This window comes from Lacibacter sediminis (assembly GCF_014168535.1).
Taxonomy (GTDB): Bacteria; Bacteroidota; Bacteroidia; order Chitinophagales; family Chitinophagaceae; genus Lacibacter; species Lacibacter sediminis.
In genome coordinates this window covers 4,052,630-4,067,442 of record NZ_CP060007.1, presented here as the reverse complement: position 1 = coordinate 4,067,442, position 14,813 = coordinate 4,052,630, and the positions used below count along the sequence as shown (strand labels likewise).

The window sequence follows — 14,813 nt, the reverse complement described above, 5'->3', positions numbered from 1 at the left end:
GGCAGATCGGGAATAAATAAACAGACGATGGATTTTAAACAAAACGAAATAACTCAGCAGGTAGCGCAGGTGGCAAAGGATTTTGCACACAAACACATTAAACCGCATGTGATGGAGTGGGATGAAACCCAGCATTTCCCAAAAGATGTGTTGCAGGAAATGGGTAAGCTAGGATTGATGGGCATGTTTGTTCCTGAAGAGTATGGTGGAAGCGGATTTAACTACTACGAATATGTGGCGGCCATTGTAGAAACAGCGAAAGTTTGTGGTTCAGTTGGGTTAAGCCTTGCAGCTCATAACTCACTTTGTACCGGTCATATTTTGTATTGTGCGAACGAGGATCAGAAGAAAAAATATTTGCCAAAGCTTGCAAGTGGTGAATGGATCGGCGCCTGGGGTTTAACAGAACCAAACACCGGAAGCGATGCAGGTAATATGCAAACAACAGCGGTGAAAGATGGGGATGATTGGGTGTTAAATGGTACCAAATGCTGGATCACACATGGAATTAGTGCAGAAGTTGCAGTTGTTATTGCCCGTACGGGTGAGCCAAGAGTGAGTGGTAACTCCACAGCATTTATTGTTGAAAGGGGAACCCCCGGTTTTAAAGCTGGTAAAAAAGAAAATAAGTTAGGAATGCGTGCCAGCGAAACGTCTGAAATGATCTTTGATAATTGCCGCATACCAGATGCAAACAGAATTGGTAAAGTTGGAGATGGTTTTCGCCAGGCTTTGAAAATATTAGACGGTGGTCGTATCTCTATTGCAGCATTATCGTTGGGTATTGCAAAAGGTGCGTTTGAGGCTGCATTAAAATATTCTCAGGAACGCCATCAATTTGATCAGCCAATTGCAAATTTTCAGGGAATTTCTTTTAAATTAGCAGATATGGCAACAGAGATCGCCGCTGCTGAATTGCTTATCATGAAAGCTGCTGATCTCAAGAACCGTGGTGAAAAAGTGACTGAGGCCGGTGCGATGGCCAAATATTATGCAAGTGAGGTTGCTGTTAGAGTTAGTAATGATGCGGTTCAGATTTTTGGCGGTTACGGTTATACAAAAGACTTTCCGGTTGAAAAATATTATCGAGATTCGAAGTTGTGTACAATTGGAGAAGGAACCAGTGAAATACAAAAGATCGTTATTGCCCGTGAGCAATTAAAATAAGTAATCAAGCATGAGAGAAAGCGGCCGCTCCGAAAGGAGCGGCTTCGTTATTTAATCAAGAAAATCATCTTCGTCTTTCGGTCCATACTTATCAAACAATTTATCGATGGCTCCGCCGAAGATGGGAAACTTCTCTTTTGCAAAATTCTTGATCACTTCTATTGATTTATAGGCTTGCTGTTCAGTTAATCCTTCGGCCATTAAACGGTTGATGAGGTCTTGCATAGTTGCTTGTTTAAAGTTTAAAGTTAAAGGTTGAATGTTGGACTGGAACAAGGATGACATAGATTTTGTAAATGGATTTTAAATCTATGTTCATCCGAATCATCCGTGTTATCTGCGACTCCATCTTCTTCAAACAAAAAACCTGCTGAAATTTTTCAGCAGGTTTCAATATAGTTCACATTCGTACTTCTTACTTCGTATCTCGTACTTCTTTATGCCACTTTCAGCAATCCAAGTTTGCTCTTATCAAACTTGTGCATTGCATAGTCGAGTGTAAGATGAAATTGTTTTTCATCACTACCGGGCAGATCAAACATGGCATCAGTTAAAATGCTTTCGCAGATGCTGCGTAAACCTCTCGCACCAAGTTTATACTCCATTGCTTTGCTCACCATGAAATCATACACATCATTATCAATGATGAGTTCAATGCCTTCAAGCTCAAATAACTTATGATATTGTTTGATGAGTGCGTTCTTTGGTGTTACCAGAATTTCACGGAGTGTTTCTGCATCCAATGGATTGAGATAAGTAACAATTGGTAAACGTCCGAGTAATTCAGGAATTAAACCAAACGATTTCAGATCCTGTGCATTTACATATTGCAACAGATTCTTCTTCATGTTTTCCTGTTCTTCTTTGTTTACGTTGAAACCAATTGCATTGGTGTTTACCCTGCGGGCAATCACTCTGTCAATTCCATCAAATGCACCACCGCAAATAAAGAGGATATTTTGTGTGTTGATCTTGATGAGTTTTTGTTCAGGATGTTTACGTCCGCCTTGTGGTGGAACCAATACTTCTGTTCCTTCAAGCAACTTCAACATACCTTGCTGCACACCTTCACCACTTACATCACGGGTGATGGATGGATTGTCGCCTTTACGTGCAATTTTATCGATCTCATCAATATAGACAATGCCTTTTTCAGCCGCCGCCACATCATAGTTACAAACCTGTAACAGGCGTGTAAGAATGCTTTCCACATCTTCACCTACATAACCGGCTTCTGTAAATACAGTTGCATCAACAATAGCAAACGGAACATTCAGTAAACGAGCAATGGTTTTTGCAAGTAAGGTTTTACCGGTACCGGTTTCGCCCACCATTACAATATTGCTCTTTTCAATTTCAATTTCGCTTTCTGCTTTTTGCTTTAAACGTTTGTAGTGATTGTAAACAGCAACAGCCAATACTTTTTTGGCCTCATCCTGCCCAATAATGTATTCATCTAAAAACCGTTTAATCTCAACCGGTTTTTTTACGTTCAGTTTAAAGTTGGAGGTAGTTGCTTCATTGCGGAGTAATAACTCCTGTGCAATGATTTCCTGGGCGTGTTCTACACAGTTTTCGCAAATATGTCCTTCCTGTCCTGCAATTAAAATCTTTACTTCGTCTCTGCTTCTGCCGCAAAATGAACAGTGCAACATGTTGTTTTTCGCCATTTGAAATGGATTTTTCAGGTTGGTTTGATAATACAAAACCAACTCAAAGATAATAATGCTTTTTAATTACGCTAGTATAATGATAAAAAAGGGATGGAATACTACAGATTCCATCCCTTTGTATGCTGTAAATGAATGATCAGAGCTTGTCAAGAATACCATCCACAATGCCATATTGAACGGCTTCTTTGGCATCCATCCAGTAATCACGGTCAAAGTCCTTCAACACCTGTTCAACTGTTTTGCCACAGTTTTCTGCCAGTATTTTAGCGCCCATTTCCTTTGTTTTGGCAATTTGGGTAGCAATGATCTCAAGATCAGCACTTGTACCCTGTGCACCACCAATACTTGGCTGATGAATCATTACTTCACCACTTGGGAAAATATAACGCTTGCCTTTTATGCCACCGCTCAACAGGATAGAACCCATTGAAGCAGCCATACCCATACAAATTGTACTTACAGGTGAGCTGATCAATTTCATGGTATCATAAATGACCATACCACTTGTTACAACACCACCGGGGCTGTTGATATAGAGTTTAATTTCTTCTCCGGGCTTTACTGCATCGAGGTACAATAATTTATTGACGATCTCTTTTGCAGAGTTATCGTGCACTACACCCCAGAAAAATATCTTACGTTGCTCTAAGAATTTTTTATTGTAAGGACCAAATGCCGCAGCAGTAAAATTCTCTAACGGATTTTCTTTTGGTTCATCTTCTTCTTCGTCTTCAAAACGAACTGGAAATTTTAAATTATGCTGATACATAGTTTACTTGATTTTTGAGGTTTAGCTTTCTTTTGATTTACGGGGATTCATCACTAATACTTCATCCACCAGTCCATAGTCTTTTGCTTCGCTTGCTTTCATCCAGAAATCACGGTCGCTGTCTTCTTTTACTTTTTCAATTGTTTGACCGCTGTGATAAGCAATGATCTCATAGAGTTCATCTTTGAGTTTCTTTACTTCATTCACCATGATCTGGATATCGGTAGCCTGCCCACCTGCGCCGCCATAAGGTTGGTGTAACATAATGCGTGAATGTTTCAACGCAGTACGTTTTCCTTTTGTACCTGCACACATCAACACGGCACCCATACTTGCAGCAATACCAATGGTAATGGTGCTCACATCAGGCGTGATGTATTGCATGGTATCGTAAATACCAAGACCAGCATAAATGCTGCCACCCGGACTGTTGATGTACATCTGTATATCACGTGTACGATCTGTACTCTCTAAAAACAACATTTGTGCTGTTACAATGTTGGCAACATAATCATTGATCGGCTCACCCAGGAAAATAATACGATCCATCATAAGGCGTGAGAACACATCCATGCTGGCTACGTTCAACGGACGCTCTTCAATAATGTATGGCGTAAGATTAGTTGGGTTATTTAATGCTGATTGATAATTATGCAGTGTGGCGCCGGAGATACCACGATGTTTCACGGCGTATTTTTCAAATTCTTTATTCAAATCCATAATCGTTTTTTTTCCGGTTTGAAGTTAAGGGAAATCGTTTGGAATAAAATGTTTTCAAATACCATGCGAGGCAGAAAATCAGGACATTAAGGCAGAAGGCAAGTCGAAAGTGGAAAGTGGGAAGTGGAAAGTTGTTTAAGGTCGGTTATAATGGCTGGGTTTGTTGCAGATTTCAGAACACAGATTGGCGATTTTAGATTGTTGAACCGAGTGCTATAAAAAGAAACCCCGATGAATTGCTGCATCGGGGTTTTGTATAAATCTGAAATCTAAAATCGTAAATCAGAAATCTTAGTGATGATGGTGCTGGTGCTCTTCATTCATCTTTGCAAACTCTTCTGCACTTACTTCTTTCTCTTCTTTTTGCACCTGGCCTTCAGCCCAGATAAACACCTTCTCAGTTACCAACCGACGGTAAGTTTGATCAACCTGTTGTTCGTCTTTCAATAAACCATCAACGTATTGATCTAACCACTCAAGATTACCACCACCAAGGTTCATGCTCCCAAAGTAGCCCATGACCTGCTGACGCATGCTTTCTTTTAATTCTTCCTGTGTAACGTCTAATTTATTTTCAGTGATCACTTTGTCGGTGATCAAGGTCCAACGTAATTGATTGTTGAATGTTGGGTATTCCTCTTCAACCTGCTCAGGTGATTTTGGATTTTCACCAGACGTAGCCAACCATTTTTTCAGGAAGCTTTCAGGCAATTCCATTTTGGTATCATCAAGCAACACATGATAAAGATGGTGCTGGAGCTGGTTGCTGCTTTGCTTATCCCAGTATGTCTGAATATCGGCTTCAATAGCAGCACGGAAATCAGCTTCAGTAGCAATGTCTTTGCCGGGCAAAGCTTCTTTAAAGAATTCTTCGTTTAACTCACGCTTTTCAATAAAGCCAACTTTCGTAATAGTAAGTTTGAAATTCTTTCCTTCTGCTTCGGCAGCATCTTTCAAACCAAGATCACTGATCACCCAGTTGCGTTCTTTTTCTTCAAAAGCATCCTGCAGGGTGATAACGATGGTATCGTTATTCTTTTTGCCTTGCAACTGTGTGCGGTACGCAGGCGTAAAATATTTAACCAGTAAAGAATTATCTTTTTTAATGCCGCCTTCAACTACATTACCAGCTGCATCGCTTTCTTCGAATGTAAGGTTCAGTACATTGTCATCGCTGTTTACAGTTTCAGGCTCGGTCATTTTACCTAAACGTGTTTGCAGACGCTCAATTTCTTCATTCACCATTTCAGCAGTTGCCTTCACTTTATAGTAAGGGGCTTTTACGCTGCCGAGGTTAAGCTCAAACGGAGGCTTCAACCCTATTTCAAAATCAAAGCTGTAATCAGCAGGTTGCTCCATATTTGGTTTGAAATCGAGATTGCTGAGCGGAAGAGGCTGAGCAAAAATGTCCAGCTTCTCATTCACCAGGTAATCATTCAATCCTTTTTCAATGTTGCGGATCACTTCTTCAGTAAAAATGCCGGGACCGTACATCTTCTTCACCATTCCTGCAGGCACCATGCCTTTACGGAAACCGGGAATATTCGCCTGCTTGCTGTACGTTTTCAAGGTTTTTTCAAACGCAGGGAAATAATCTTCCTTGGTGATCTTAACAGTTAGTTTGTCGGTTAACAAACCAATGTTTTCTCTTGTTACTGTTGCCATAATAACGTTGAACGTTTAAAGGTTGAAGGTTTAAGGTTGTGAAGCAGAACGTTAAAACGTTAAACATGAAACCTTAAACCAGTTGAAATGTCCGGATGGAGGGACTCGAACCCCCACACCTTACGGCATCAGATCCTAAGTCTGACGTGTCTACCAATTTCACCACATCCGGAAGAACTTTGTTTAAAAACGGGCTGCAAAGGTAGGGGGTTTCAGCTTTGTTGCAAAAGAGTTTTCAGGCTTGTTTTGTCGAAGGCTACTCAGGGAGAAAAATCGGGTCATATTTTACATTATGGAATTTAATCATCCTCTGTTATTTTTATACTGCGGGCACTAATTAAACACCTTAAATTCTGACAACAAATGAATTACCTGCTTAGATTTTATCCGATACTCTTGATATTCTTAGTATTCATCAGCCATAAGCTTGAATGGGCCAAAGGGGGAAATGAGAAGATTTATTTATTACTCTTATTGGCTTTACTAACGATGTATGTTGTATTGCGCATAAAGGCAAAGAAGGGAAATGGACCATTGTTTGCAGTTTACGCCGTTGTTTCATTGTTACTTCTGTTGATTGTTTTTAATGTTCTGTAATTGAATCGGTAAGCCTTTATTTTTAAGGACTCGTTTTTTCGTAAATTCGCCCTTACTGGAAACAATTACCACTATACCGGCCTATACCCTTACCCCCGATCAGGAGAAAAAGGAAATCCTTCGTCATTACCGTAGTTTGTTGCGTTCGCTCAAGACAAAACTCAAAAAAGGCGATAAGGAATTGGTGCGTACTGCCTTTGAAATGGCGGCCGATGCACACAAGACCATGCGTCGTAAAAGTGGGGAGCCTTATATTTTGCATCCATTAGCCGTTGCCCAGATCTGTGTGGAAGAGATTGGCCTCGGTGTACGTTCTACCATTTGTGCTTTGTTGCATGACACAGTAGAAGATACCGATGTAACGCTGGAAGATGTGGCCCGTGAATTTGGAAATGAAATTGCACGGATCATTGATGGGCTCACCAAGATCTCAACGGTGGTTGATGCCAATTCCACCCAACAGGCAGAGAATTTCAAAAAAATATTACTTACGCTTACGGATGATCCACGTGTGATCCTGATTAAACTGGCCGATCGCTTACACAATATGCGCACGCTGGATAGCATGAAGCGTGAGAAACAATTAAAGATCTCCAGTGAAACGGTATATGTATATGCACCGCTGGCACATCGTCTTGGGTTGTACAATATCAAAACGGAGATGGAAGATCTCTCCATGAAATACCTGGAGCCGGATGTGTACAAAGAAATTGCCCGCAAATTATCAGAAACAAAACGGGAACGCAGCAGGTATATCAACGAGTTTGTAAAACCAATCAAGGAAAAATTAGAGCGTGCCGGTTTTACAAATTATGAATTATATGGCCGTCCAAAATCCATCCACTCCATTTCCAACAAGATCAAAAAGAAAGGAGTGAGTTTTGAAGAAGTGTATGATCTGTTTGCGATCCGTATCATCATCGATTCGCCGAGTGAACGGGAGAAAGAAGATTGTTGGAAAGCTTATTCCATTGTTACAGATATGTACACGCCATCGCCTGAACGTTTGCGTGACTGGTTAAGTAATCCCAAGAGCAATGGTTATGAAGCGTTGCACACAACGGTGATGGGGCCGCAAGGTAAATGGGTGGAAGTGCAGATACGTACCAAACGTATGAATGAAATTGCAGAGAAAGGTTTGGCTGCGCATTGGAAATACAAAGAGGGCAGTGGTGACGAAGACAGGTTTGATAAATGGTTCCATAATATTCGTGAAGCATTAAGTAACCAGGACAGCAGTTCACTTGATTTTCTACAGGATTTTAAAAGCTCTTTTCTTGCAGAAGAAATTTATGTGTACACACCAAAAGGTGATGTAAAAATGCTTCCGGTTGGTGCAACAGCCTTAGACTTTGCATTTAGTGTGCATAGTGACGTGGGCAGCCGATGTATTGGTGCAAAAGTGAATCATAAGCTGGTGCCTATTGCGCATAAGTTGCGTAGTGGCGACCAGATCGAGATCATCACCAGCAGCAAACAAAAACCAAGTGAAGACTGGCTGAATTTTGTTGTAACCGCCAAAGCGAAAAGTAAGATCAAAGATGCGCTGAAAGAAGAAAAACGTAAAGTGGCCGATGAAGGTAAGTATGTGCTGCAACGCAAACTGGAGCAGATGGGCGCCAGCTTTGATGTGAACAATGTAGAAACCCTCACATTATTTTATAAACTCCCTTCGCAGCTTGAACTCTTTTATAAAATTGCTACCAAGGCCATTGATCTTAAAGAAATAAAGGAGCTGCATATTCATGGCGATAAACTGGAACTTCCGAAACCGGTAAAGCCGGCCATGGAACCCAAGCCGGAGTATGATCCTAACCGTACCGGATCGCACAAAGATTCTGAACTCATCATTTTTGGCGAAAGCAGTGATCGGATTGTGTACACTTTGGCCAATTGTTGCAAACCCATTCCCGGTGATGATGTGTTCGGGTTTGTATCAACCGGCAAGGGGTTGATCATTCATCGCACTACTTGTCCTAATGCATCAAGATTACTTGCAAATTTTGGTCATCGTGTAGTGAAAACAAAATGGGCCAAGAACAAAGAGATCTCTTTCCTCACCGGTATCAAGATCATTGGGGTGGATGATGTGGGCGTGGTGAGTAAGATCACCAATCTTATCAGTGGTGAAATGCGTCTTAACATCAGTGCCATAACCATTGAAGCTAAAGAAGGTGTGTTTGAGGGCAACATCAAGATATTTGTACACGATAAAGACGAACTTGACGAACTGGTTTCACGCCTGTATAAACTAACGGGCATTCAGAATGTTGAACGTTACGATACCGAACAATAATTTTCTTTCCCCAACTGCATTTTTATTTCTTCTTCCCCTTTCGATTCACTTATTTTTGCGGCTTCAAATTATCCACTCAAATTATTTTATGGTTGATGTAATTCTGGGCCTCCAATGGGGCGACGAAGGAAAAGGAAAGATCGTTGATTTTTTTGCACCCAATTATGATGTGATTGCCCGTTTCCAGGGTGGTCCAAACGCAGGACACACACTGTATGTGAATGGTGAAAAAGTAGTGCTTCATCAAATCCCCAGCGGTATTTTTCATAAAGGCATCGTGAACCTTATTGGCAACGGTGTGGTGCTCGACCCGGTTACATTAAAAAGAGAGTGTGAAAAAGTAGCCTCCATGGGTGTTAATGTAAAAGAGAATCTTTTCATTGCGCAACGTACCAATATCATCATCCCTACACACAGAGCTTTAGATAAAGCGGCTGAACTGGCAAAAGGCGATGAGAAGATCGGATCAACCTTAAAAGGTATTGGCCCTGCCTATATGGATAAAACAGGACGCAATGCATTACGTGTTGGCGATTTGCTCGATCCTGAGTTTAATCAACTGTACAATAAGTTGAAAGCAAAACATCAGCAGTTACTCGGCAATTACAATTTCACCGAAGATATCAGTGCGTGGGAAGCCGAATTCTTTGAAGCGGTTGAATTCCTGAAAACATTGAATATTGTAAATGGTGAATATTTCATCAACGCAAAAATCGCCGAAGGCAAAAAAGTATTGGCCGAAGGTGCACAAGGCAGCATGCTCGATGTTGACTTCGGAACTTTTCCTTTTGTGACTTCTTCAAATACTATTTCGGCTGGTGTAAGCACAGGACTTGGTGTGGCTCCAAATAAGATCAGGGAAGTTATCGGTATTACAAAAGCATATTGCACAAGAGTAGGCAGCGGACCTTTCCCAACGGAGTTGTTTGATGCTACCGGAGATGAGCTCCGTAAGATCGGTAACGAGTTTGGTGCAACAACCGGCCGTCCCCGCCGCTGCGGCTGGATCGACCTGGTGGCATTGAAATTTGCCTGCATGATCAACGGCATTACACAAATTGTAATGACCAAATCAGACGTGCTTGATAGTTTTGCGGAACTTCAGGTGTGCACATCTTACAATGTAAACGGAAAGGAAACACTGGAAATTCCGTTTGAGATCAGTAAAGTAAAAATTGATCCTGTTTACAAAGCGTTCAAAGGCTGGAGCAAACCTGCAGCAGATTGCAGAGAAGCTGCAGATTTTCCTGAACAAATGAATACTTACCTTGCATTTATTAATGAGTACCTTGGTGTGGAAGTGAAATATGTTTCCAATGGACCCGGCAGAGATCAGATTGTAACTTTATAGTATAAAAGCCTTACAAAAATAATTTTAAAAAAAAGTTTGGCTAATTCAAAAACCCGTTGAAATTTTACAGCATAATCGTTGTTACAAATGGCAAAGTCAATAAAGAAAACAGGCGACGCATCTACTCCAAAACCGGAGAATACAAAGAAGGCTGATACCAAGCCAAAAAAAAATCATGAAGATGATGAAGACGAAGATGATGATTTAGAACTGGAGGATGATGAACCCGTTGTGAAAAAGGGTGCAAAAGCATCTGCATCAAAATCGAAAGGTAAAGATGATGATGAAGATGAAGACGAAGTGGATGAAGAGGATGATGATTGGAACAAAGGCGAAGAAGATGATGATTACGATCCCGACTTTGAAGAGTTTGATATTCCAAAATCAAAAGGCAAAGCTGCAGGCAAGAAGAAAGGCGCTGAAGAAGAGGATGATTTTAAAGTGGACGACGACTTTAAAGAGTTTGATATGATGGGTGGCGGCGCAGATGATTTTGATGACGACGACGATGATTTTTAATTCAATTTGTGAAGCATAACTTCCGGTCTTTTTTAATAGCAGATTTTTCTGTAACAAAACGTCAAATGTTGAGCTGGTGTAACCGGTTCAACATTTGTTCTTTTTTGGATAACCATCATTACCGCTTACCCGGCCATAGTTATGAATGTTTGATCGGGTGCGGTGTTGAATCATCCGTAACTGCCAATGCAGGCACAGCCTTACAACAACTGCAGCAATGGCTCCATCTTCAACAAGGCAACTGGTGCTTTGGTCATTTAGCGTATAATCTTAAAGACGAAACAGAGCAACTTCCTTCAACGCATATTGATAAAATTGGTTTTACTGATCTGCTGTTCTTTGTGCCGCAATATGTTTTTCAACTCAATGAACAGGAACTGCGGATAGGATCATTAACAGATGATCATGAAACGATATGGAATGAGATCAATGCAGTAGAAATAAATTCAACGGTTGCTGCAAATGAATTGCAGATCAAAGAACGTGTTTCAAAAGAAAACTATATTGAAACAATTGAAGCTGTACGCAGGCATATACTTCGTGGTGATTGTTATGAATTGAATTACTGCATGGAATTTTTTGCTGAAGATGCTGTCATCGATCCATTGCATAGCTATGCAGCGCTTACAACTATTTCACCCAACCCGTTTTCAGCTTTTTATAAAGTGAACAACAGTTACCTGCTTTGCGCAAGCCCGGAACGTTTTTTACGCAAGCAGGGCGCAACACTTATTTCACAACCCATCAAAGGAACCCTCAAGCGTAATACAACTGATGCTGTTACGGATGCTGAATTGAAAGCACAATTGCGTAACAGCAAAAAAGACCAGAGCGAAAATGTAATGGTAGTTGATCTGGTGCGCAATGATCTCAGCCGTGTATGCAAAGAAGGAACGGTGCAGGTTGATGAGTTGTTTGGCATTTATTCTTTTCCACAATTATACCAGATGATCTCCACCGTCAGTGGCGAAGTAAATGAAGGTTTAACCTTTACTGATATTCTGCGTGCCACATTCCCGATGGGTAGTATGACCGGTGCACCCAAACGAAAAGTGATGCAGTTAATTGAACAATACGAACAATCAAGAAGAGGATTGTTCTCCGGTGCAGTTGGTTATATTGCTCCCAATGGCGATTTTGATTTTAATGTAGTGATCCGGAGTATTTTTTATAACGCTTCCACTAATTATCTTTCTTACATGGTGGGCAGTGGTATTACCTTTTACAGCGATGCAGAAAAAGAATATGAGGAATGTTTGTTGAAGGCAGATGCGATAAGAAGAGTGTTATCCTGAAGAAATTGTTTGTTAGTTAGGCAATCAACAACGGCGGAGGCGGTAGTATTTAAAATGTAATTTTATTATATGAATAAAATATTACTATTATGCTGTGCAATTATTTTAACTTTTTTTTCTTGTAACACTAGGACTAAAAAAGACATTTTATATGCTGAAGATTCGAGTGTCACATATTTGGGAGAACATGAGCGGTTGGTCACAAATATTGGAAGGCTTCTGGAACTACCAGCCATAAATACTGGTACAAAAGGTACATGTATACGTATATGGATATGGGGGTTTGATGAGAGTTATGTAATTAATATTGAAAAAGATAATATAGGTAACCATTGTCAAATTATAGAGTTCCTGACTGAAAATAGAGATAGCGCCCATAACTATATTCATATTCAGCGGGAATGGCAAAATTTAAACCCAAAATCGGGGTGGGATACTTTTTTTAAGAGAATGGAAGAATATCAGATCCCTTTTTTGGATAATGGAAAAATACATAAAGAAAAATTGGGTTCACTTACTCATTCTTCTTATGTTGAATTTGAAATAGCACAAACTAATTCATACCGGCTTTATAGATATTTGGAGCCTTCATATTATAGGTATGTAGATGCAGACTCTAAAGCCATTTATAATTTTTTAGAGCTCATAAATACAGAAATGAATGTAAAAGTGAATCAATTTCCCAACCATTTATTTTTAAAGCCAAACTGATTTTTTTGCCCATCGTGGTAGTATCGAAAAAAAACACGCCGTGGTTGCGTCTCCTGACCAACCGTAGATATTTAAAATTCTTAAATTACATATGCATTAGTTTTTTAAATAACAAATTATGAAATCAAAATTTTGTACTTTTTTTATACTTCTACTTTTTTTATCATCCTTGCCATTGTTCTTGTTTTTTATTAGCTTCATTTTAAAAGTGCCAATTAATGTTTTTGGAGACTATCCTTTCTTGCATGATTTTTGTTTTATATACAGTCCTCTTTTAATTTTATTTTTTTCATTGCTGGTTCTTTTTTTAGGAAAAAAGAATCAAAAAAAAATAGGACTTATTTTTATTATTGCTTTGGTTGTATGGTATCCCATATATTTAACAATTGCTCTAAAGGACTTTTAAATTTTTACTTAACACGATTCCTTAAGGCGCAAGTATGTTGGGTTTTTAAAATTAGAAAGTCTTTTGTTCTCCGGTGCAGTTGGCTATATTTCTCCCAATGGCGATTTTGATTTCAATGTAGTGATCCGGAGTATTTTTTATAATGCTTCCAGTAATTATCTGTCTTACATGGTGGACAGTGGTATTACCTTTTACAGTGATGCAGAAAAAGAATATGAGGAATGTTTGTTGAAGGCAGATGCGATAAGGAAGGTGTTGGGTTAGTTGGGTTGTGCAATGTTCGATATCAATAATAGACCAAAACAACAAATGAAAAATTTTGAGGAATTGCTTTTGAAATTAGAGAATTACTTAAATGAAATTGAGGCTCCGATTTTAAACTACTTACAAGAAGGAACCGAACTATTTGTTGAAGACAGTATTCTAGAACAACTACCCATCGAGGTTAAACTCCTTTATAGATGGCGTAACGGCACAAAGCTTACTGAAGATACTAGTCTAGGTAAATTGTGGTTATTCAATTTTGGAGTTTTTCTACCAATTGAACAAGCTCTTACCTATTACAAAGAAGGGATTAACAATCTAACTAAGTGGGATGAAGGAATGTTCCCATTATTCGCAAGCGGAGGCGGTGAATTTTATTTGATTGACTGTAATAAATCTTCAGTAAACTACGGTATGATATTTCATCATTCAATCGGCAATATTGATTTTGATATTATCATAACAATGTATGATTCACTAAACACATTTGTTAATACAATTTACCAGTGCTACAAGGAAAAAGCTTATTACTTTTCTAATATAGGAGGTATTGAATTTGATGTTGAAAGGGAAAAATTAATAAGTTCAGCGCTCAACCCAAACTCAGAGTATTGGAAAATATATTGACAAACCCTGCTATCCTTAGCCTTCGTCGGTCTTGTCGAAAAAAACACGCCGTGGTTGTGTCTCCCGACCAACCGCAGATATTTAAAATTCTTAAATTACCAGTTGAATTATTTGTTGGTCGGGCGACCAACAAAGACATTGAGATAATTATCGAGTATCATGAAGATTTTATTTGTTCATAAGTATGGTGAAGGAGATTTTGAAGTTGAAAGACTTTGGTGTACTCCTGTAAGAGACAATATTTACATTGTAGATAATATTCCATTTGTTGTTAAGAACATTGCTTTGGGGGATACAATTACTGCTGAGTTTGATGAAGAAGAAAATGAATACTACTTTGATGCTTTTGTAGAAGTTTCCGGCAATAGCACAATTCGATTATATTTTGAAGATCCCAGATTAATAGACGAAGTGCGTAAACAACTGAATGAATTCGGCTGTGAATCAGAATTGTTTTTGCAAAGAAAGATAGTGGCGGTAAATGTGCCTAAACTTGTAAGTTATAAGGAGATTAAAAGTTATTTGGACAATGGCGAAGCAAAAAATCTTTGGGATTATGAAGAGTCCTGCTTGGCTCATGATTATTGAATTTTTTCCGCCTTGCATGCCTCGAATAATTTCATTGCACAGAGCGAAATAATAATTAGGACTTAAGCTTCTTTCGCTGCCGAGTCTTTATTCGCTCTCGAATTTCTGCACTTCAAAGGCGATGTCAGGCAGCGCCGACTCGCCGTCATCAAGGAAATCGGTATA

The 14,813-nt window shown here is 39.5% G+C and carries 14 protein-coding genes and 1 tRNA gene; 9 read left to right on the top strand and 6 right to left on the bottom strand.

What is annotated here, in order from left to right; all coding sequences use genetic code 11:
* The first annotated feature begins 27 nt into the window (after positions 1-27).
* A complete protein-coding gene (locus tag H4075_RS17280; RefSeq protein ID WP_182802074.1) occupies positions 28-1,167 on the top strand; it encodes an acyl-CoA dehydrogenase family protein in 1,140 nt (379 codons plus the stop codon).
* Positions 1,168-1,218: 51 nt separating this feature from the next.
* On the opposite strand, the gene H4075_RS17275 is transcribed toward H4075_RS17280, so the two are convergent.
* The 6 genes from H4075_RS17275 to H4075_RS17250 all read right to left on the bottom strand — a co-directional run bounded on the left by H4075_RS17275 (position 1,219) and on the right by H4075_RS17250 (position 6,166).
* Entirely contained in the window at positions 1,219-1,392 is a 174-nt protein-coding gene (locus H4075_RS17275) for a hypothetical protein (protein WP_182802073.1), read from the bottom strand.
* A gap of 212 nt (positions 1,393-1,604) precedes the next feature.
* On the bottom strand, positions 1,605-2,837 hold the full coding sequence (clpX, locus tag H4075_RS17270) for an ATP-dependent Clp protease ATP-binding subunit ClpX (RefSeq protein WP_182802072.1): 1,233 nt from the start codon (positions 2,835-2,837) through the stop codon (positions 1,605-1,607).
* Between the two features lie 139 nt (positions 2,838-2,976).
* Complete coding sequence (locus H4075_RS17265) at positions 2,977-3,609, bottom strand: ClpP family protease (RefSeq protein WP_182802071.1); 633 nt, start codon at positions 3,607-3,609, stop codon at positions 2,977-2,979.
* 21 nt (positions 3,610-3,630) lie between these two features.
* Positions 3,631-4,329: a ClpP family protease gene (locus H4075_RS17260; RefSeq protein WP_182802070.1), complete on the bottom strand. Its 699-nt coding sequence runs from the start codon at positions 4,327-4,329 to the stop codon at positions 3,631-3,633.
* A gap of 291 nt (positions 4,330-4,620) precedes the next feature.
* Entirely contained in the window at positions 4,621-5,994 is a 1,374-nt protein-coding gene (gene tig, locus H4075_RS17255; protein WP_182802069.1) for a trigger factor, read from the bottom strand.
* Positions 5,995-6,084: 90 nt separating this feature from the next.
* Positions 6,085-6,166 (bottom strand) — tRNA-Leu (locus H4075_RS17250).
* Positions 6,167-6,730: 564 nt separating this feature from the next.
* On the opposite strand from H4075_RS17250, the gene H4075_RS17245 reads away from it, so the two are divergent.
* The 8 genes from H4075_RS17245 (at position 6,731) to H4075_RS17210 (ending at position 14,648) form a co-directional block, all read left to right on the top strand.
* Positions 6,731-8,887, top strand: a complete 2,157-nt coding sequence (locus H4075_RS17245) for a RelA/SpoT family protein (RefSeq protein WP_255460219.1) — start codon at positions 6,731-6,733, stop codon at positions 8,885-8,887.
* 88 nt (positions 8,888-8,975) lie between these two features.
* Positions 8,976-10,238: an adenylosuccinate synthase gene (locus H4075_RS17240; protein WP_182802068.1), complete on the top strand. Its 1,263-nt coding sequence runs from the start codon at positions 8,976-8,978 to the stop codon at positions 10,236-10,238.
* Between the two features lie 87 nt (positions 10,239-10,325).
* Complete coding sequence (locus H4075_RS17235) at positions 10,326-10,757, top strand: hypothetical protein (protein ID WP_182802067.1); 432 nt, start codon at positions 10,326-10,328, stop codon at positions 10,755-10,757.
* Between the two features lie 104 nt (positions 10,758-10,861).
* Positions 10,862-12,052, top strand: a complete 1,191-nt coding sequence (locus H4075_RS17230) for an anthranilate synthase component I family protein (RefSeq protein WP_255460218.1) — start codon at positions 10,862-10,864, stop codon at positions 12,050-12,052.
* A 69-nt stretch (positions 12,053-12,121) separates the two neighbouring features.
* Positions 12,122-12,763, top strand: coding sequence for a hypothetical protein (locus H4075_RS17225; RefSeq protein WP_182802066.1), 642 nt, complete (start codon positions 12,122-12,124; stop codon positions 12,761-12,763).
* Positions 12,764-13,232: 469 nt separating this feature from the next.
* Positions 13,233-13,433 carry a chorismate-binding protein gene (locus H4075_RS17220; RefSeq protein WP_182802065.1) on the top strand — a complete coding sequence of 67 codons (201 nt, stop codon included), beginning with the start codon at positions 13,233-13,235 and terminating at the stop codon, positions 13,431-13,433.
* Between the two features lie 45 nt (positions 13,434-13,478).
* Positions 13,479-14,060 carry an SMI1/KNR4 family protein gene (locus H4075_RS17215; protein WP_182802064.1) on the top strand — a complete coding sequence of 194 codons (582 nt, stop codon included), beginning with the start codon at positions 13,479-13,481 and terminating at the stop codon, positions 14,058-14,060.
* 159 nt (positions 14,061-14,219) lie between these two features.
* Entirely contained in the window at positions 14,220-14,648 is a 429-nt protein-coding gene (locus H4075_RS17210; RefSeq protein ID WP_182802063.1) for a DUF4265 domain-containing protein, read from the top strand.
* The last annotated feature ends 165 nt before the right edge of the window (positions 14,649-14,813 follow it).